18 protein-coding genes are annotated in these 20,169 nt (G+C 62.3%); 6 read left to right on the top strand and 12 right to left on the bottom strand.

Features of this window, described 5'->3' with window-relative positions:
* Positions 1-76 precede the first annotated feature (76 nt).
* The 4 genes from BM416_RS22880 (at position 77) to BM416_RS22865 (ending at position 4,693) form a co-directional block, all read left to right on the top strand.
* Positions 77-2,509: a TonB-dependent siderophore receptor gene (locus tag BM416_RS22880; protein ID WP_092489552.1), complete on the top strand. Its 2,433-nt coding sequence runs from the start codon at positions 77-79 to the stop codon at positions 2,507-2,509.
* A 171-nt stretch (positions 2,510-2,680) separates the two neighbouring features.
* Positions 2,681-3,784 carry a PepSY-associated TM helix domain-containing protein gene (locus BM416_RS22875; RefSeq protein WP_092489551.1) on the top strand — a complete coding sequence of 368 codons (1,104 nt, stop codon included), beginning with the start codon at positions 2,681-2,683 and terminating at the stop codon, positions 3,782-3,784.
* Positions 3,781-3,963, top strand: coding sequence for a hypothetical protein (locus BM416_RS22870; protein ID WP_092355556.1), 183 nt, complete (start codon positions 3,781-3,783; stop codon positions 3,961-3,963). The genes BM416_RS22875 and BM416_RS22870 overlap by 4 nt, the downstream gene beginning before the upstream one ends.
* Before the next feature lie 100 nt (positions 3,964-4,063).
* Positions 4,064-4,693 (top strand): glutathione S-transferase family protein, encoded by a 630-nt coding sequence (locus tag BM416_RS22865; protein ID WP_092489550.1) that lies wholly within the window; start codon positions 4,064-4,066, stop codon positions 4,691-4,693.
* A gap of 186 nt (positions 4,694-4,879) precedes the next feature.
* On the opposite strand, the gene creD is transcribed toward BM416_RS22865, so the two are convergent.
* From creD to BM416_RS22845, 4 genes are read right to left on the bottom strand one after another with little or no spacing between them, the layout of a single operon-like run.
* Positions 4,880-6,253: a cell envelope integrity protein CreD gene (creD, locus tag BM416_RS22860; RefSeq protein ID WP_092489549.1), complete on the bottom strand. Its 1,374-nt coding sequence runs from the start codon at positions 6,251-6,253 to the stop codon at positions 4,880-4,882.
* 51 nt (positions 6,254-6,304) lie between these two features.
* A complete protein-coding gene (gene creC / locus BM416_RS22855) occupies positions 6,305-7,744 on the bottom strand; it encodes a two-component system sensor histidine kinase CreC (RefSeq protein ID WP_092489548.1) in 1,440 nt (479 codons plus the stop codon).
* Entirely contained in the window at positions 7,744-8,412 is a 669-nt protein-coding gene (creB, locus tag BM416_RS22850; RefSeq protein ID WP_027605971.1) for a two-component system response regulator CreB, read from the bottom strand. Before creB ends, creC begins: the two co-directional genes overlap by 1 nt.
* Before the next feature lie 9 nt (positions 8,413-8,421).
* Positions 8,422-8,922 carry a retropepsin-like aspartic peptidase RloA2 gene (locus tag BM416_RS22845; RefSeq protein WP_027605972.1) on the bottom strand — a complete coding sequence of 167 codons (501 nt, stop codon included), beginning with the start codon at positions 8,920-8,922 and terminating at the stop codon, positions 8,422-8,424.
* Between the two features lie 173 nt (positions 8,923-9,095).
* On the opposite strand from BM416_RS22845, the gene BM416_RS22840 reads away from it, so the two are divergent.
* On the top strand, positions 9,096-9,983 hold the full coding sequence (locus BM416_RS22840; protein ID WP_092489547.1) for an acyltransferase: 888 nt from the start codon (positions 9,096-9,098) through the stop codon (positions 9,981-9,983).
* On the opposite strand, the gene BM416_RS22835 is transcribed toward BM416_RS22840, so the two are convergent.
* From BM416_RS22835 to glyA, 8 genes are all read right to left on the bottom strand, one after another.
* The gene (locus tag BM416_RS22835) at positions 9,980-10,552 is read right to left on the bottom strand and encodes a DUF2780 domain-containing protein (RefSeq protein ID WP_092489546.1); all 573 of its coding nucleotides are present in this window, start codon (positions 10,550-10,552) and stop codon (positions 9,980-9,982) included. The two genes, BM416_RS22840 and BM416_RS22835, sit on opposite strands and share 4 nt — an antisense overlap.
* A gap of 303 nt (positions 10,553-10,855) precedes the next feature.
* A complete protein-coding gene (gene fdhA, locus BM416_RS22830; protein WP_005792122.1) occupies positions 10,856-12,055 on the bottom strand; it encodes a formaldehyde dehydrogenase, glutathione-independent in 1,200 nt (399 codons plus the stop codon).
* A 120-nt stretch (positions 12,056-12,175) separates the two neighbouring features.
* Positions 12,176-13,033: a formyltetrahydrofolate deformylase gene (purU, locus tag BM416_RS22825; RefSeq protein ID WP_057702207.1), complete on the bottom strand. Its 858-nt coding sequence runs from the start codon at positions 13,031-13,033 to the stop codon at positions 12,176-12,178.
* 10 nt (positions 13,034-13,043) lie between these two features.
* Positions 13,044-13,676: a sarcosine oxidase subunit gamma gene (locus BM416_RS22820; protein WP_027605977.1), complete on the bottom strand. Its 633-nt coding sequence runs from the start codon at positions 13,674-13,676 to the stop codon at positions 13,044-13,046.
* Positions 13,677-13,799: 123 nt separating this feature from the next.
* Complete coding sequence (locus BM416_RS22815; protein ID WP_027605978.1) at positions 13,800-16,817, bottom strand: sarcosine oxidase subunit alpha; 3,018 nt, start codon at positions 16,815-16,817, stop codon at positions 13,800-13,802.
* Positions 16,814-17,116: a sarcosine oxidase subunit delta gene (locus BM416_RS22810; protein WP_003194855.1), complete on the bottom strand. Its 303-nt coding sequence runs from the start codon at positions 17,114-17,116 to the stop codon at positions 16,814-16,816. Before BM416_RS22810 ends, BM416_RS22815 begins: the two co-directional genes overlap by 4 nt.
* A 15-nt stretch (positions 17,117-17,131) precedes the next feature.
* Complete coding sequence (locus tag BM416_RS22805; RefSeq protein ID WP_010207084.1) at positions 17,132-18,382, bottom strand: sarcosine oxidase subunit beta; 1,251 nt, start codon at positions 18,380-18,382, stop codon at positions 17,132-17,134.
* A gap of 22 nt (positions 18,383-18,404) precedes the next feature.
* A complete protein-coding gene (gene glyA / locus BM416_RS22800; RefSeq protein WP_065947481.1) occupies positions 18,405-19,658 on the bottom strand; it encodes a serine hydroxymethyltransferase in 1,254 nt (417 codons plus the stop codon).
* Positions 19,659-19,903: 245 nt separating this feature from the next.
* Here glyA and BM416_RS22795 point away from each other — a divergent pair.
* Positions 19,904-20,169: helix-turn-helix domain-containing protein (locus BM416_RS22795; protein ID WP_139237770.1), on the top strand; the 266-nt coding region annotated here is incomplete at its 3' end.

Genomic DNA, 20,169 nt, shown 5'->3' with positions numbered 1-20,169 from the left:
GATCCTGCCCTATCACTTTTCGATTCTCGTTCGGCACATAGGCAACTGCGAATTACTTCCATTCAGGAGCCGCCCTATGTCCCGCACGCTAGACACCTTGTTGCGCCCCAGCCTGTTAGCCGTGGCCATTGCCCTCAGCGCCCCGCTGGCCAGCACTGCGCTGATTGCCGCCGAACAAGCCTCCAGCGTGCGCGCCTACAACCTGCCGGCCGCTTCATTGGCCAGCACCCTGAACCAGATCGCCAGCCAGGCCGGCCTGGCACTGACCCTCAACCCAGCGTTGGCCTCGGGCAAGACCTCGGCCCCGGTCCAGGGCCAGTTCGATGCACCGGGTGCACTGCGTGAAGCCTTGCGTGGCACCGGGTTGCAGCTGGAGCAGAGCAGCGCGGGGACGTATACGCTGGTGGCGGTTCCGGAGGGGGTGATGGCGCTGCCGGTGACTAACATCACAGGGCAAGATGGCAACCAGGAAAGTGCCTGGGGCCCGGTACAAGGCTACCTGGCCACACGGACCGCCGCCGGCACCAAGACCGACACCGCCCTGGTGGAGGCCCCGCGTTCGATCTCCGTGGCCACCCGCGAGCAGATGCAGGATCGCAACGTGCAGAACCTGGACGACGCGGTCAAATACATGCCCGGCATCGTGTCCGCCAGCTATGGCAGCGACACCCGCTACGACTGGATGCGCGTGCGCGGCTTCGAGCCCACCCAGTTCCTCGACGGCCTGCCGTTGCCGCGCGGCGTGTACGCCAACCCCAAAGCGGAAACCTGGAACCTCGACCGCCTCGCCCTGCTGCGTGGCCCGGCCTCGTCGGTGTACGGCCAGACCCCACCGGGCGGCCTGCTGGACATGGTCAGTCGACGCCCCAGCGCAGAATCGAGCAACGCCATCCAAGTGCAATACGGCAGTGACAACTACCGCCAGATCAACTTCGCCAGCACCGGCAAGATCGATGATGAAGGCCAATTCCTCTATGGCCTCAGCGGGGTGGTACGCGATGCCGGCACCCAGGTCGATCACATCGACAACAAGCGCTACAACATTGCGCCGAGCCTGACCTGGAACATCGATACCGACACCAAGCTGACCCTGCTCTCGCAGTTCACCCGTGACGATACCGGGACCACCAGCCAGTTCATGCCGATCCAGGGCACCAAGATCAAATCGCCGCTGGGCGAAGTCTCCCACCACAAGAACCTGGGCGACCCGGACTACGAGTTCTACGATCGCACCTACTACGCGCTGGGCTATGCCTTCGAGCATCGTTTCAACGACACCTGGCAGTTCAAGCAAAACCTGCGCTATACCAAGTCGGATCTGTCGTTCCAGCAACTGACCGTGGGTTCCTACGCGTTCTCCCCCGCGGATGCAGCGGGCAATATCAGCCGCTCGACCACCAACGTCGACGAGGACATCGGCCAGTTCGCGGTGGATAACAACTTCCAGGCAGACTTTGCCACTGGCGATGTCATCCACACCCTGCTGCTCGGCCTGGACCACCAGCGCACCGATACCTCCTATCGCGCGATATTCGGGACGGCCTCGGGCACCAATATTTTCAACCCGATCAATACCCAGCCAACCCTGCGCCCGACCGATGTCCGACCTTTTTACGACTACAACCAGAAAACCGTGCAGACCGGTCTCTACGTGCAGGACCAGATGGCCCTGGACAAGTGGCGCCTGACCCTGGGCGGGCGTGAAGATTGGGTGCATCAGGGCACCACCTACTTCAACGACAGCGATGCGACCAACACTGACCGCATCAAACACTTCAGCGGCAACGCGGCGCTGAGCTATGTATTCGACTCGGGCTTCGTACCCTACTTGTCCTACGCCGAGTCGTTCCAACCGGCGAGCAACGCCGATACAAACGCGCTCAAGACGTTCAAGCCCACCGAAGGCAAGCAGTGGGAAATGGGGGTCAAGTATCAGCCGCCCGGCTCCAATACGTTGCTCAGTGCAGCGGTCTACGACCTGACCCAGAAGAATGTGCAGGTGACCACCCTCGGCGCTGGGGGCCAGCAGATCAACAGCCAGACCGGCGAAGTGAAGGTCAAGGGCCTGGAGTTGGAAGCCGTGTCCGACGTGAGCGAAAACCTCAAGGTCATCGCCGCCTACACCTTGGCAAAATCCGAAGTGCAGAAAGGCATCTACAAAGGCAACCGCCTGACGTTGATGCCCAACCAGCAAGCCTCGCTGTGGACCGACTACACCTGGCACACCGGCATGCTCGACGGCTTCGGCATCGGCTTTGGCGCCCGCTACACCGGCAACACCTATGGCGACCAGGCCAATACCTGGCTGGGCAAGGCCAATGCCTATACCGTGTTTGACGGTGCGGTGCATTACGACCTGGGCCGACTGGACAACAGTCTCAAGGGCGCATCGGTCAAGTTGAACGCCACCAACCTGTTCAACAAGGACTACCTGTCGACCTGTGATGGCAACTACTGCTACTTCGGCGACCAGCGCAGCGTCGTCGCCAGCGCCACCTACCAGTGGTAATCGACCGCTTATGTGGGCGGCTTTGGCGTGTTTGAAGCATGAGTCTCTACACAACTTCAATAGGCTAATGCGTAGCAGCTGTCGAGCCTTGGCGAGGCTGCGTTTGCGGTGTGTCAGGCATAACGCAAACGCAGCCTCGCTTGCGCTCGTCAGCTGCTACAAGGCTAGAAAATGAAAAGCAAAACCATCCGCCGCTGGTCCTTCATCCACACCTGGACCAGCCTGATCTGCACGGTGTTCCTGCTGCTGCTCGCCCTCACCGGCCTGCCGCTGGTGTTTCACCACGAGATCGACCACCTGCTGGGCAACGAGCCCCAGCTGGCGCAGATGCCTGCCGATACGCCACAGCTCAATCTTGAGCAACTGGTGAGCAAGGCCCAGGCCCATCGCCCGGGCGAGGCCATGCAATACCTGGCGTGGGATGAAGATGACAAGAACGGTGTGATCGCGATCATGGCCGCCACAGCGGGCACCGAGCCCAACTCATCCCACACCTTCATGCTCGACGCGCGCACCGGTGAGGCGGTCGAAATGCCGTCGGCCAATGGCGGCTTCACCCTGTTCCTGCTGCGCCTGCATGTGGATATGTTCGCCGGCCTGCCGGGCAAGTTGCTGCTGGCATTCATGGGCGTTCTGTTTGTGCTCGCGATTGTCTCGGGCACGGTGCTGTACCTGCCGTTCATGCGCCGCTTGAAGTTCGCCACCGTGCGCCAGGACAAGTCCACGCGCCTGCGCTGGCTCGACCTGCACAACCTGATCGGCGTGGTCACCCTGACCTGGGCGCTGGTGGTGGGCGTGACCGGCGTGATCAGCGCCTGTGCCGACTTGATCATCGCCGCCTGGCGCACCGACAGCCTCAGCGCAATGATCGAACCCTACAAAAACGCCCCGCCCCTGACCCAACGCGCACCGGCCAGCGAGCTGCTGAACATCGCCGCCAAGGCCGCGCCCGGCATGCAGCCGGACTTTATCGCCTTCCCCGGTACGCGCTTCTCCAGCGAGCACCATTACGCGGTGTTCATGAAGGGCAGCACACTCCTGACCTCGCACCTGCTCACGCCGGTCCTCATCGATGCCAGCACCCTGGCCGTCACCGCCATCGCCGAACGGCCGTGGTACATGGACGCCATGAGCATGTCGCAGCCACTGCACTTCGGCGACTACGGCGGCATGCCGATGAAGATCCTCTGGGCAGCGCTGGATGTGCTCACCATCATCGTGCTGGTAAGTGGGATTTACCTGTGGATCGTGCGGCGCAAGGCGGGCAAGGCATGAAGCCAAGGCAGTCGAGTTTCTGGAAGGTATTTGGCATTCCCCTGGGGATTGGCCTGCTCAGCGCCGCCGGGTTGTTTGCGGCGTTGCTGGGGGATGGGCTGTGGGATTCGTTGAGTTGGGTGGGGTTGGGCATACCGGCCGCCATTGGCATTTGGGCGTTGTTCAAGCGGCGTGGCTGAGGGCTTGCCCCCGGTGAGGCCCTCAAAAACACCCGCACTCCCCCTCGCCAGCCACCGCGCAACCCTCTAGGCTAGCCACAGTCCATTGTGAGGTTCGCCCATGTCCGCTCCCAGCATGACCTTGTTCCACAACCCCGCATCACCGTTCGTGCGTAAAGTCCGCGTGCTGCTGGCCGAGACCGGCCAGCAGGACCGCGTCGCCCTGCACGGTTGCATGCCGACCCCGGTCAACCCCGATGCGCAGCTGGTGCAAGGCAACCCCGTGGGCAAGATCCCGGCCCTGCGCCTGGCCGACGGCAGCGTGCTGCACGACAGCCGGGTGATCCTCGATTACTTCGACCACCAGCACGTCGGCAACCCACTGATCCCCCGCGATGGCTCGGCCCGCTGGCGGCGCCTGACCCTGGCTTCGATGGCCGACGGCATCATGGATGCCGCCGTGCTGGTGCGCTACGAGACCGCCCTGCGCCCGGTAGAAAAACACTGGGCGCCGTGGCTCGATGAACAACGCAACAAGATCCACCGCGCCCTCGCCGAACTGGAACAGGACGCCATCGCCGAGCTGACCAGCCACTTCGATATCGCCTCGATCAGCGTGGCCTGCGCCTTGGGTTACCTCGACTTCCGCCATCCGGACATGCACTGGCGCTCGGACAACCCCAAGCTGGCCGCCTGGTACGCCGAGGTCAGCCAGCGGCCTTCGATGCTGGAGACCCAGCCGCCCGTGTGACGTTCACACCGACCCAATGTGGGAGCGGGCTTGCCCGCGATCGCGGTATGTCATTCAGCACATCTGTTTCTGAACCACCGCTATCGCGGGCAAGCCCACTCCCACATTGGACGGTGGTGGTATTGAGGAATGTAACGATCCTTGCGGCTAACTGCGCCCCCACTTGCTGATCCTCGCGCAAACCGATCATTGCACCGCCTCCAGGTCGAACTGCAGGGGCTCGGCCGCCTTGCGCTTGCCCACGCCGTACCAATCCAGCTTACGCGTCAGCACCATCACCGTCCCCAGCAGCCCGAACAGCAGCAGCGAGCCCATCAGCAGTGCGTAGTCCTCGGCACTCAACAGCCCGTACAGCAAGCCATACAACGCCGCCAACCCCGCCGAAAACCCCAGGCCATGGGCAACGCTGCGCAGCACATGGCACACGTAGAACCCGATCAACAGCACGCAGGCACTCGCCGAAATCAGGTAGGCCAAGGCAAAGCCCAGGTGCTCGGACAACGACAACAACAGCAGGTAGAAGAACGCCAAGGCAACGCCCACCAATGCGTACTGGACGGGGTGCACCGCCAGGCTCTTGAGCACTTCGAACAGGAAAAATCCGGCAAAGGTCAGGGCGATAAACAGCAGCGCGTATTTGATCGCGCGGTCGCTCTTGAGGTACTGGTCCACCGGATCGATGAAGTTCACGCCGAAGCTGCGGTTGTTGAAGTCGTTGCAGCCCTGGCCGTCCAGGCACGTTTGCAGGGCCTGTTCGAGGTTGGTGGAAAAGAATGAGGTTTGCCAGTTGGCCGTGAAGCCGTTGTCAGTCACTTCGCGCCGGGCCGGCAGGAAGTTGCCGATAAAGCTCGGGTGCGGCCAGTTGGAGGCCAGGGTCACCTGGCTGGTCTTGCCCACCGGCACCACTTGCAACTGCTCGGTGCCTTGCAGGCGCAGGTCGAAGGCGAAGTCCACTACAGCCAGTTTCCTGCTGTCCTGCTCCGGCAATGCCACATGCACGCCCTCCCCCAGCCAGTCCACTTGGGAGCCCGGTTCGAACTCCAGGCGCTGGCTGCCCAGCTCCAGCTTCAGCGCATTTTCGATGCCGCGAATATCGCTGATCCCCACCGCCAGAAACGCCGGCTCAAAGCGGTAATCGGCAAAGTCTTCGGTGATGCCCAACTGCGCAGGCAGCTCGAAACGCCCGCTGATACGGTTGTCGGCATGGAACAGCCGCGCCTGGTAAATCCCCCGTGCGCGCAGTTCGGTCTGCACCTTGCCGTCGAGCTCAAAACGGTCCGGCAGGAAATACAGGCGACCCCGCTCTTCACGGGTGACCTCGTAGCGCTTGTTGAGCTTTTCATTGAGCTTCCACTCGCGCACGGTCTTGCGATACGGCACCACCATCACCGGGCCGGTGAGGCGCTGGGCGTAGCTGGAACTGCGCGCGATGTCCATCAGGACGACGTCGCGCAGTTGCTGGCGGTCACTGATGATGCCGTTGATCATCAGTAACGGAATCAGCAACAGCAGGATCAGCAGCGCAATCGCGCCAAGTTTGAAAAGCAGGCTGCGGTTCATGGGTCTCTCCCTGTTTTGATGGGGAGAGTCTGGGCAGCCTGTGTGGGGGATTTATGTGGGCAATGTGGAGACTGTGTGGAGATGCAGCACCACGTGCACACCGCCCGACACATTGCCGATCTGCAAGGCACCGCCGTGCAGCTTCATGACTTCCTCGACAAAATTGAGGCCCAGGCCGGTGCTCTTGCGCCCGCTGCCGGGACGCGGCAAGGAATAGAAGCGCTCGCTGAGGCGCGGCAGGGCGTAATCCGGGATCGGTGCGGCCTGATTGAACAGGCTCACCTGCACGTCGTTGTGCAGCGTCTGTGCGCTGAATCTCAACACGCCACCGGGCGGAGTGAAGTCCAGCGCGTTGTCCAGCACGTTACCCAGGGCCTGGCGCAGCAGGAAGGGTTCGCCGACTACCTTCACATCAGCGGCAATCGTCTGTTCGACGTGCAGCCCGGCGCCTTCGATTCGCGCACATTGGGCGTTGAGTACATCGTCGACCAAAGCCGCCAGCGGGATACTCGCCTGCTCCTCCAAACCCTGGCGTTGCTCGACCTGCGCCAGGTTCAGCAGGCGTTCGATCAACTGCTGCAGGCGTGCACTTTCGCTGTCGATATTGCCGACGAAGCGCTGCTGCTGTTCGCGGCTCATCTCGCCCTGCAGCAACTCTGCCGCGCCGCGAATCGCTGCCAGCGGGCTTTTCAATTCATGGGTCAGGGTGTGCACGTAATGTTCGACGTAGGCCTTGCCCTCCAGTTGCGTGCGCATGTGCTCGACGGCGGTGGACAGCTGCTTCAGCTCGCCGCCGCGATAATGCGGCAGCTCCGCCCTTCGACCTTCACTGACGGCTTCGGCGTAGGCGGTCAGGCGACGCAGCGCAACGCTCAGCCACCACGACAGCAACGCACCGAGCAACAGGCCGAGGATAACCAGGCCCGCGCCGTACCACAGCAGGCGGCGTTCAGTGCGGTCGACATACGGCTGCAACGAGCTGTTGGGCTTGGCCACGGTGACCACGCCGATGATCTGCCCGTTATCGCGGATCGGCGCGCCGACGTGCATCACCGATGAGGTGGGGTCATCCGCTGCGCTGCGGGTGGAGCGCGCGCCGTATTCGCCGCGCAGGGTCAGGTAGACGTCGTTCCACTTCGAGTAGTCCTGGCCCACGGCTTCGCCCGTGGAGTCGAGCAGCACGGTGCCCTTGGCGTCGGTCACGTAGATACGGTGGTTGACCTGGTTTTTCGGCAAGCCCCAGATGGTCGCGCCGGGCTGGCGGTTGCCATAGGCCTTGAGCAATTCGGGCCAGTGGCTCTGGCCGAGGGTGCCGTTCTTCACGTCTTCGCGCAGGATTTCGGCCAACAGGTTGGCAGTGTCCACCAGGGTTTCTTCGGTGGACTGGCGCACGCCGGGGCGGATTTCCTTCATCACGGTGCTGAGCACGAAATAACCGGTGAGGCCGATAAACAGCGCATACACCAGGAAAATCCGCAGCCCCAGGCGCATCAGCTGTTGCTCGGGCTGTAGCTGTAGCCGAGGCCGCGATGGGTCTGGATCGGCTCGGCATCGGCGGCCACGCTGCGTAACTTGCTGCGCAGGCTCTTGATATGGCTGTCGATATTGCGCTCGTAACCGGCGTCGGCCGCCACGCCCACCGCGTCCAGCAACTGCTCGCGGCTGAACACCCGCTCGGGTTGCTCCAGCAGGCTTTGCAGCAGGCGGAATTCATGCCGGGTCAGGCTCAGGGGTTGGCCGCGATAGCTGATCTGCATGCGCTCCAGGTCCACCTGGAACAGCGCCGGCGCCACACCGGGGCCGACGCGCTTGAGGATCGCCCGCACCCGCGCCGCCACTTCCCGTGGGCTGAACGGCTTGACCACGTAATCGTCGGCGCCGATCTCCAGCCCGACCACGCGGTCGATCTCGCCATCCCGCGCGCTGAGGAACATCACCGGCACTTCGCTGAAACGGCGCAATTGCTTGCAGGTTTCAAAACCGCTGATGTCCGGCAGGCCGATGTCGAGGATGATCAGGTCGGCGGGGGTCTGGCGCTGATGGGCCAACGCCTCCTGGCCGAGGCTCAGCCAGGTGGTGGTAAAGCCCTCGCCTTGCAGGGCGAATATCAGCGTGTCGGCTATCGCCGCTTCGTCTTCGACAATCAGGATGTGGGGCATGGGTTCAAATCAGCAGTCCGGTTTGTCGGCAGTGTAGCGACGGGCCGGGTTTACTGCTGCGCCAAATTCACGCAAGGCCTTGGCGCCGATCAGCAACGGGTAATTGAAGCTGCTGCGATCGGTGAGGTTGACCTCGACGGTACGCTTGACGTTGCCCAGGCACATTTCCAGGTCGATCACCGGGCGCTTGGCCACGGTGGCTTCGTCCTTGTCGTCGTCTTCATCGGCGCGGCTCTTGATCTTGCTGATGCGCGAGACCTTGTGTTCGTAAACCTTGTTGGTAGCGTCCTTGCCGCCGAGGCGGAAGCGCACCCAGTCGTCACCGTCACGGGTGAAGGTCTCGATATCGCGGGCCGACAGCGAGGCCGTCAGCGCGCCGGTGTCCATCTTGGCCTTGAAGGTTTCGCCGATCTCCGGCAATTGGATGTATTCATAGCGACCGTAAAGGGTCGGCTCGGCAGCCATGACAGGCAGGGCAACCAGGGCGAGGGAGGCAAGAAGCAATTTCACGAAGTGATTTCCTCGGAAAGAAGTAGGCGGATTCTAGACCGCAAAGACGGCACTTAGTTAGTCACACCCACCATAACCGGCACATTGTGAAACATTCGTACGGCCATTTGCGATTTGGCCTCTAGACTCAGCTTGCTTATGATGGCCCGCCCACAAGATTCCAAGAGTTACTTATGCGCCGCCTGCTCACCGGCTGTTTGGTTTCACTGCTGCTGTTGCTCAACACCCTGGTCCTGATCGGACCGCTGCTGGTGTTTGCCCTGCTCAAACTGGTGGCGCCCGGTCGCTATCGGGACTACGCCTCATGGGCGGTGATGTGGATCGCCGAGACCTGGGCCGAGATCGACAAGCTGATTTTTTCCTTGTGCATCCCCACCCAATGGGACATTCGCGGCGGTGATGAGCTGCGCGGCGATACCAGCTACCTGGTGATCAGCAACCACCAATCCTGGGTGGATATCCCGGCGCTGATCCAGGCCCTCAACCGCCGCACACCGTTCTTCAAATTCTTCCTGAAAAAAGAACTGATCTGGGTGCCCTTCCTGGGCCTGGCCTGGTGGGCCCTGGATTACCCGTTCATGAAGCGCTACACCAAGGCATTCCTGGCCAAGCATCCCGAGCTGGCAGGGCAGGATTTAAAGATCACCAAGGAGGCGTGCGAGCTGTTCAAGCGCCAGCCGGTGACCGTGGTCAATTACCTCGAAGGCACGCGGTTCAGCGAGGCCAAGCGCAAGCAGCAGGCTTCGCCATTCACTCACTTGCTCAAGCCCAAGGCGGGTGGCGTGGCGTTTGTGCTGGCGGCGATGGGGGAACAGCTGGACGCCGTGCTCGACGTGACCGTGGTCTATCCGCAGCAAAAGATTCCGGGGTTCTGGGATTTGATCAGCGGTGCGGTGCCCAAGGTGATCATCGACATCCAGACCCGTGAGCTGGACCCGGCGTTGTGGCAGGGGGATTACGAGAATGATCCGGCGTTTCGCCAGACCGTCCAGAACTGGGTGAACCAGCTCTGGACGCAGAAGGATGCGCGCATCGAACAACTGCGCGCGGAGCGTATTTAGCTACCGGTGCCCCAGGCCTGGGCCAACTTACCCAACAGCGAGCTGTTGGCACCCTGCCCGCCCAGGTATTGCAGGATCACCGGGGCAAACTGGCCGACCATGCCACTGTCCATGCCCAGTGCGCTGAACGCGGTGTTCAGGTCGTTGGTGTTCTTCACGTTACCCAGCAAGCCGTCCAGGCCGCTGGTCTTGCTGCCGCCGGCCTGGCCGAGCATCCCGCTCAAGGCCCCGAGGCTGCCCAATGCGTTGTTACCCGAGAGTTGGTCGAGGCCCGGCACGCTGTTGCCCAGTTGCGAATAGTCGTTGCCACTCAATTTGTTCTTGGCCAGGCCCAGCATGGCACCGGTACCGCCTACGGCTTGTTCGGGGGTGATGTTCAGTTGCGAGGTCAGGGCGCTGAGCAAGCCGGCCGTCTCGGACGACGGTGCTGCAGCTGCGGCCTTGTTGTTGCCCCCTTGCATGCCCGCGATGGCATTGGCCGCATCGCCAAGGCTGAACCCCGCGGCAAACACCGGGGTGGCGGCCAGGCTCATCAGGCAGGAAAGGGCGAAACCGCGTGAAATCTTCATTGGAGCAACCTCTGGATGTCGGGGTGAACGCAGGCGTTGGACTGGGTATCCCGTCGGTTGTTCCAGGCACCTCTGGAACCCCATCGGAATAAGCCGGCCTGAATCCGCGTCAGCAGCAATCGATCAGCAACCCCGGGGAACTGATAGTGAGCTCGGAAAGCAAATAAGGATCAGTGAGTAAGCGGCCAACGGGCCCGACCGTATACCAAGTGTGTTGGCCAACCGTAGATATCCCAAACACGAAAACCCAAATGTGGGAGGGAGCAAGCCCCTTCCCACATTTGGGTTTCGTGTACCCGGGATTTATGCCGCGCTGAACAACTTATGCGGATCAATCACAAACTTCTTCGGTACGCCCGCATCGAACTCGCCATACCCACGCGGTGCGTCATCCAGGCTGATCACCTGCACGCCGACGATCTCGGCGATGTTGATGCGGTCCCACATGATCGCCTGCATCAGTTGGCGGTTGTACTTCATCACCGGCGTTTGCCCAGTGTGGAAGCTGTGGGATTTGGCCCAGCCCAGGCCGAAGCGAATGCTCAGGCTGCCCATTTTCGCGGCGGCATCCACGGCACCCGGATCTTCGGTGACGTACAGGCCGGGGATACCGATCTTGCCCGCCACGCGCACCACGCCCATCAGTGAGTTGAGCACTGTGGCCGGGGCTTCGGCCTTGACGCCGTCGTGGCCATGACCGCGTGCTTCAAAGCCCACGCAGTCGACGGCGCAGTCCACTTCCGGCTCGCCGAGCAGCGCGGCGATCTGTTCATGCAACGGCGTATCGGTGGACAGGTCGACGATTTCAAAACCCTGGGCCTTGGCGTGGGCCAGGCGGATGGAGTTGACGTCGCCGATGATCACCACCGCGGCACCCAGCAGGCGTGCAGACGCGGCAGCCGCCAGGCCGACCGGACCGGCACCGGCGATGTACACGGTGCTGCCAGGGCCAACGCCGGCAGTGACGGCGCCGTGGTAGCCAGTGGGGAGAATGTCGGAGAGGCAGGTCAGGTCACGGATTTTCTCCATGGCCTTGTCACGGTCCGGCAGTTTCAGCAGGTTGAAGTCGGCGTACGGCACCAGCACGTACTCGGCCTGGCCGCCGGTCCAGTCGCCCATGTCGACATAGCCGTAGGCGCCACCGGCACGGGCCGGGTTGACGGTCAGGCACACGCCGGTGTGTTGCTCCTTGCACGAGCGGCAGCGGCCGCAGGCGACGTTGAAGGGCACGGAAACCAGGTCGCCGATCTTCAGGTTTTCGACGTCGCTGCCCTTCTCGATCACTTCACCGGTGATCTCGTGACCGAGCACCAGGCCGGTCTGGGCGGTGGTACGGCCGCGCACCATGTGTTGATCGGAGCCGCAGATGTTGGTGGAGACCACGCGCAGGATGACGCCGTGCTCAATCTTCCTGCCACGGGGGTCCTGCATTTTGGGATAGTCGATTTTCTGTACTTCGACCTTGCCGTTGCCGAGATACACGACACCACGATTACCAGACATGCTTTCACCTCGCTGTTGTTTTTATGGAACTGCGTTGCCCTTTTGGGTGGGCAGCGCGTTTAAGTGCTCGGGTACAGATGCTGTTTCTTGTGTTGTTTGTGAGGGCCTCATCGGCGGCAGTCAGAGCACCACAGTTCTATTGGCGTTCAAGAACACCCGCCGCTCAATGTGATACCCCACCGCCCGAGCCAATGTCAGCCCTTCGATGTCCCGCCCCTTGGCAATCAGATCCTCGGGATAGTGACTGTGATCCACCACCTCCACGCCCTGGGCGATGATCGGGCCTTCGTCCAGGTCGTTGTTGATGTAATGCGCCGTGGCCCCCACCAGCTTCACCCCCTTGTTGTAGGCCTGGTGATACGGCTTCGCGCCCTTGAACCCCGGCAGCAACGAGTGGTGGATATTGATGGCCTTGCCGTCCAGCTTGCGGCACAGCTCCGGCGACAGCACTTGCATGTAGCGCGCAAGGATCACCAATTCGGCGCCGGTATCTTCCACCACTTGCCACACCTGACGCTCCTGGGACGGTTTGTCGTTAGGGTCGAGGGGGAAATGGTAGTAGGGAATTTGATGCCAGTCGGCCAAAGGTTTGAGATCGGGATGGTTGGACACCACCGCGACCACGTCCATCGACAGTTGGCCGATACGCTGGCGGTACAGCAGGTCGTTGAGGCAGTGATCGGCCTTGGAGACCATGATCACCACTTTTGGCCGGTAGTTCGGCGCCGTCAGCTCGAAGATCATGCCAAAGGCTTCCCCCCGCGAGGCCAGGCCATCGCGGAAAGCCTGCTCGTCGAAGCCATCCGGCTGGCGAAATTCCACGCGAATAAAAAACCGGCCCGAGAGGCGGTCATCGAACGAGTGGTGCTCGGTGACGTAACAGCCCTGCTCGAACAGATAGCGGGTGACCGCGTCCACCGTGCCGAGCACGCTGGGGCAGTCGGCGGTCAAAATCCATGTATCGGGTGCGCGGCTCATGGGTCATTCCTCAGGCTTGAACGCTCAGGCCAAATTCGGCCGAGGCGTCCTGCAACCACAACCACCAGTAATCCGAGAAGCTGCGACGAATCACCAGTTCCCAGGTGTCTTCGGCGGTGTGGCGGATCACCAGTTGCGACTTGGCGAACACCGTGCCCACCGCCTTGCCCACCGGGAAGTTGTTGGGGTGCACGTCGTAACTGGTGGACTTCATCAGCACATCGCGCACGTTCGGGCCGCTGAGTTCGAGGATCTGCTGGCCGCCGCTGACGTTGACGACCTGGATATGCAGGTCGCCCAGGGCGGCGCGCAGGTTTTGTTCGGCGGCGAATTCCTCACCGCCCGGCACGATCAGCAACCACTCATCCGGGCCGAGCCATTGCAGGCTGGTTTCGCCTTTGACGATGACCTGCAGGGCGCCAGGCAGTTCGATGCCCAGGGCCTTGTGCACACCGGCGGCGAAGGCCGCGTCATGGCCGTCGCCACGGATCGTGAGATGACCAAGCAATTTCTTTTCGCGCACGGTCACGCCGGCGTTCTTGCGGCCCTTGCCGACCAAGCTGGCGAGGTCGGCATGGTGCAGCGACGACTCGGCCTTGGCACCGGAGGTGGGGCGTTGCTGGTAAACATTGGCTGCTGTCATAAAGCACCTGTCTTGAATTCTGTGGTGACTGTTCTGGCCTCATCGGGGGCAAGCCCCCTCCCACATTTGGAATGCATTCCCCTGTGGGAGGGGGCTTGCCCCCGATGCAGGCGACTGGGTCTATCAGATGTTCTGCCGATCACCCTTAGGGTCGAAGAACACCGAAGACACAATCTCCGCCTCGATCACGCTGCCATCCGCCTGGGGCGAAAACACCCGTTCGCCGATGCGCTTCAAGCCGCCCTTGACCACGCCCATGGCAAACGAATAACCCAGGGAGTTGTGCGCGTAGCTGGAGGTGACGTGACCGACCATCTTCATCGGGATCGTCTGCTTCGGATCGAACACCAGTTGCGCGCCCTCCGGCAGCCACACGTTCGGGTCGATCGGCTTCAAGCCCACCAGTTGCTTGCGCTCTTCACGCACACAGTCTTCCCGGTTCATGCCGCGCCAGCCGATCCACGAGAACGGCTTGGTGCGACCGACACACCAGCCCATGTTCAGGTCGTCCGGGGTCATCGAGCCGTCAGTGTCCTGGCCGACGATGATGAAGCCCTTCTCGGCCCGCAGTACGTGCATGGTCTCAGTGCCGTACGGGGTCAGGTTGTACTTCTTGCCGGCTGCGACGATCTGTTCCAGCACGCCCATGGCGTAGTCGGCCTGCACGTTGACTTCGTACGACAGCTCACCGGTAAACGAGATACGGAACACCCGCGCCGGTACACCGCCCACCAGGCCTTCTTTCCAGGTCATGAACGGGAAGCCGTCCTTGTCCAGGTCGATGTCGGTGACTTCCGCCAGCAGCTTGCGGCTGTTGGGGCCGGACAGGGTCATGGTCGCCCAATGGTCGGTGACCGAGGTGAAGTACACCTTGAGGTCCGGCCATTCGGTCTGTTGGTAGATTTCCAGCCACTGCAGCACACGGGCGGCGCCGCCGGTGGTGGTGGTCATCAGGAAGTGGTTGTCGGCGAGACAGGCGGTAACGCCGTCGTCGAAGACCATGCCGTCTTCCTTGCACATCAGGCCGTAGCGCGCCTTGCCCACGTCGAGCTTGGTCCAGGCGTTGGTGTAGATGCGGTTGAGGAATTCACGGGCATCCGGGCCCTGGATATCGATCTTGCCGAGGGTGGACGCATCCAGCAGGCCGACGCTGTCGCGCACGGCCAGGCATTCGCGTTTCACCGCGGCGTGCAGGTCTTCACCGTTGCGCGGGAAGTACCACGGGCGTTTCCATTGGCCGACGTCTTCGAACTCGGCGCCGTTTTTCACGTGCCAGGCTTGCAGGGCGGTGTAGCGCACCGGCTCGAAGATGTGCCCACAGTGCCGGCCCGCCACCGCGCCGAAGGTCACCGGCGTGTAGTTGGGGCGGAACATGGTGGTGCCCATCTGCGGGATGGTCACGTTCAGCGAGCGCGCGGCAATCGCCAGGCCGTTGACGTTACCGAGCTTACCCTGATCGGTGCCGAAGCCCAGCGCGGTGTAGCGCTTGACGTGTTCCACCGACTCGAAACCTTCGCGGGTGGCCAGTTCGATGGCAGCGGCGGTGACGTCGTTTTGCAGGTCGACAAATTGCTTCGGCGCCCGTGCAGTCGCTTTCTCGTGAGGCACCTGGAACAGCGCCAGGGTCGGCTCTTCCAGACGGCTCAAGGCTTTTGGCAGCGTACCTTCCACCGGGGCAAAACCGGCGTCGCTGGCGGCACGCACGCCGCCTTCAAAACCATCGGCCAGGGAATCGCCAAGGCCGTAGACGCCGTTGATACCACCGACGCACACGCGTTTCTGCGGGGCTTCACCCGGTACAAAGCCGAGGATGTCTTCGCGCCAGGTCGGCTTGCCGCCCAGGTGCGAGGCCAGGTGAACCACCGGGCTGTAGCCGCCGGAGCTGGCCACCAGGTCGCAGTCCAGCCATTCGCCGGGGCTGGTGACTTTATGCGCCTTGACGTCGATCGCGGCGATACGCGCAGCGGTCACGCGCTTGGTGCCACGGGCCTCGATCACGGCGCTGCCGGTGAGGATCCGAATACCTTTGGCGCGGGCTTCTTCAACCAGTGCACCGCGTGGGTTGTGGCGCACATCGGCCACCGCCACCACTTGCAGGCCCGCATCCAGCCAGTCCAACGCAACGCGGTAGGCGTGGTCGTTGTTGGTCGACAGCACCAGTTTCTTGCCCGGTGCCACGCCGTAGCGGCGCACGTAGGTGGACACCGCACCGGCCAGCATATTGCCCGGCACGTCGTTGTTGCCGTACACCAGCGGACGCTCGCACGCACCGGTGGCCAGCACCACGCGCTTGGCACGTACACGGTGGATACGCTGGCGCACCACGCCAATCGGCGCACGGTCACCCAGGTGGTCGGTAAGGCGCTCGTGGATGGTCAGGAAGTTATGGTCGTGGTAGCCGTTGACGGTGGCGCGGGGCAGCAGCACCACGTCCGGCAGGGCTTTCAATTCGGCAATGACACTGGCGACCCATTCAGTGGCCGGCTTGCCATCGAGGCTTTCGCGGGAGTCGAGCAGCGAACCGCCGAACTCTTCCTGCTCATCCGCGATGATCACGCGCGCACCACTGCGTGCTGCAGCCAGTGCAGCGGCGAGGCCGGCAGGGCCGGCGCCGACCACCAGCACGTCGCAGTGACGGTTGAAGTTGTCGTAGGTGTCTGGATCGTTCTCGGTCGGCGAGCGACCCAGGCCGGCGGCCTTGCGGATGTACTTCTCGTAGGTCATCCAGAACGATTGCGGGTACATGAAGGTTTTGTAGTAGAAACCCGGCGGCATCAGCTTGCCGCCGACCTTGCCGAGGATGCCCATCATGTCGTTGTTGACGCTCGGCCAGCCGTTGGTGCTGGTGGCGACCAGGCCCTGGTACAGCGCCTGTTGCGTGGCGCGCACGTTAGGGATTTGCGTGGCTTCGGTAGCGCCGATCTGCAGCACGGCGTTCGGCTCTTCGGCACCGGCGGCAAAGATGCCCCGTGGGCGCGAGTACTTGAAGCTGCGGCCGATGATATCGACGCCGTTGGCCAGCAAAGCAGCGGCCAGGGTGTCGCCCTCGAAGCCTTTGTAGCTCTGTCCGTTGAAACTGAAGGTCAGGACTTTGTTACGGTCGATCCGGCCACCGTTGGACAGGCGATTGATCTGGCTCATACCTTCTCTCCAGAGGCCTTGGCGGTGAACTGAGGCTTCTCACCGATCTTGTAGGTTTCAAGAATTTCGTAGGTCACGGTGTCGCGGGTCGCGTTGAAGTATTGGCGGCAACCGGCAGCGTGAATCCACAGTTCGTGGTGCAGGCCACGGGGGTTGTCGCGGAAGAACATGTAGTCGCCCCACTGCTCGTCGGTGCAGGCATTCGGGTCCAGCGGGCGCGGGATGTGCGCTTGGCCGGACGCGTGGAATTCCTCTTCGGAGCGCAGTTCGCCACAGTGAGGACAGAAGATATGCAACATAGGGAATTTCTCCTGTTAGTGGGCGACGGCCGCAGCGCCGTGTTCGTCGATCAACGCACCGTTGTGGAAACGGTCGATGGAAAAAGGCGCCGCCAATGGGTGCATTTCACCCTTCGCGAGGCTGGCGGCAAATACGTTGCCTGAGCCCGGCGTGGCCTTGAAGCCACCGGTGCCCCAACCGCAGTTGAAGAACATGTTCGGTACCGGGGTCTTGGAGATGATCGGGCACGCATCCGGCGTGGTGTCGACGATGCCGCCCCACTGGCGGTTCATGCGCACCCGCGACAGCACCGGGAACATCTCGACGATGGCCTGGATGGTGTGTTCGATCACCGGGTACGAGCCGCGCTGGCCATAGCCGTTGTAACCGTCGATACCGGCGCCGATCACCAGGTCGCCCTTGTCGGACTGGCTGATGTAACCGTGCACGGCGTTGGACATGATCACGCTGTCGATGATGGGTTTGATCGGCTCCGACACCAACGCTTGCAGCGGGTGGGATTCGATCGGCAGGCGGAAGCCCGCCAGCGAGGCCATGTGCCCGGAGTTACCCGCCGTCACTACACCGACGCGCTTGGCGCCGATAAAGCCTTTGTTGGTTTCCACACCGATGCACACGCCGTTTTCCTTGCGGAAACCGATCACTTCGGTCTGCTGGATCAGGTCCACGCCGAGTGCGTCGGCGGCGCGGGCAAAGCCCCAGGCCACGGCATCGTGACGGGCCACGCCGCCGCGACGTTGCACGGTGGCGCCGAGTACCGGGTAGCGGGTGTTTTTCGAGCAATCCAGGTACGGAATTTCGTCGGCTACTTGCTTGGCATTCAGCAACTCGCCATCCACGCCGTTAAGGCGGTTGGCGCTGACGCGACGCTCGGAATCACGAATGTCCTGCAGGGTGTGGCACAGGTTGTAGACGCCACGCTGGGAGAACATCACGTTGTAGTTCAGGTCCTGGGACAGGCCTTCCCACAGTTTCATCGCGTGTTCGTACAGGTGCGCCGACTCGTCCCACAGGTAGTTGGAACGCACGATGGTGGTGTTGCGCGCGGTGTTACCGCCGCCCAGCCAGCCTTTCTCGACCACGGCCACGTTGGTGATGCCGTGCTCTTTGGCCAGGTAGTAGGCCGTCGCCAGACCATGCCCGCCGCCGCCGACGATGACCACGTCGTAGACCTTCTTGGGGGTCGGCGTGCGCCACATCTTCTGCCAGTTTTCGTGGTGGCTGAGGGAGTGCTTGAAGAGGCCGAAGCCCGAGTAGCGTTGCATAGTCATTACTCCAAAACCGCGCTCAGCGATAAACCGGGAAATCAGCGCACAGGGCAGACACGTGCTTGGCCACGTTGGCCTCGACGTCGGCGTCGCCGAGGTTGTCGAGGATGTCGCAGATCCAACCGGCCAGCTCGATGCACTGCGGCACCTTGAAACCGCGCGTGGTCACCGCCGGGGTGCCGATGCGCAGGCCCGAGGTCACGAACGGCGACTGCGGGTCATTCGGCACGGCGTTCTTGTTGACGGTGATGTGGGCGCGACCGAGGGCGGCATCCGCCTCTTTGCCGGTGAGGCCCTGGCGAATCAGGCTGACCAGGAACAGGTGGTTATCGGTGCCGCCGGACACTACATCGTAGCCGCGTTTGATAAACACGCTGGCCATGGCCTGGGCGTTGTCGATCACTTGCTGCTGGTAGGCCTTGAAACCGGGCTCCAGCGCTTCCTTGAAGCACACGGCTTTGCCGGCGATGACGTGCATCAGCGGGCCGCCCTGGGCGCCGGGGAAGACGGCGGCGTTGAGTTTCTTTTCAATTTCTTCGTTGGCCTTGGCCAGGATCAGACCGCCACGGGGACCGCGCAGGGTCTTGTGGGTGGTGGTGGTGACCACATCGGCGTACGGCAGCGGGTTCGGGTACAGACCGGCGGCGACCAGGCCGGCGACGTGGGCCATGTCGACGAACAGCAGCGCGCCTACTTTGTCAGCGATGGCGCGAAAGCGTGGGAAATCCAGGGTCTTGGAGTAGGCGGAGAAACCGGCCACGACCATTTTCGGCTTGTGCTCCACCGCCAGGCGCTCGACTTCGTCGTAGTCGATCAGGCCGGTGTCGGTGTTGATGCCGTACTGCACCGCGTTGTACAGCTTGCCCGAGGACGACACCTTGGCACCGTGGGTCAAGTGACCGCCGTGGGCCAGGCTCATGCCCAGGATGGTGTCGCCCGCATTGATCAACGCCAGGTACACAGCGCTGTTGGCGGACGAACCGGAGTGTGGCTGTACGTTGGCGTAATCGGCGCCGAACAACTGCTTGGCGCGTTCAATGGCCAGGGCTTCGACCTTGTCCACGTGCTCGCAGCCACCGTAGTAGCGCTTGCCCGGGTAGCCTTCGGCGTATTTGTTGGTGAGGCCGCTGCCCTGGGCCTGCATCACACGCTTGCTGGTGTAGTTCTCCGACGCGATCAGCTCGATATGATCTTCCTGACGCTGCTCCTCGGCGTTCATGGCCGCCAGCAGTGCGTCGTCATATCCCTGGATCTGGTCTTGTTTGCTGAACATCGCGTCTCTCCCAGCCTTTCGTATTGTTGAGGCCCGTGCAGGGCCCTTTGATGCGATGGTAGGGCTGGCGCAGACAGGCCAAATGCCTGCGCACGCCACGCAAAGGTGCGTTTACGACATTGCCGGAACAACACGAAACAAATGTGGGAGGGGGCTTGCTCCGGTACAAACCGGGGACATCGTTTACATTTCTAACCGGGGACATGGTTTACAGGCTAATACGCATGATCAGGAGGTAACTGATCATGCCCTGGAACCAAGAGTCCCCCATGAATCAAAGAATCAAGCTGGTAGCTGATTGGCTTTCTGGCAACTTCACCAAAAGCCAGTTGGCACGCCGCTTTGACGTTAGCCGACCTACCGTCGATAAGTGGATTGCCCGGCACGACGGCGATTTGAGGTCTTTATCCGAACTGTCCCGGCGACCTCACAACAGCCCAAATAAAACCGACGACGAGATTTTGGCCCGTGTAGTAGCGATGAAGGAGGCTCACGATAAATGGGGGCCGAA

The organism is Pseudomonas sp. NFACC42-2 (assembly GCF_900116055.1).
Classification (GTDB): domain Bacteria; phylum Pseudomonadota; class Gammaproteobacteria; order Pseudomonadales; family Pseudomonadaceae; genus Aquipseudomonas; species Aquipseudomonas marginalis.
This window is presented reverse-complemented; position numbering and strand designations above follow the sequence as displayed.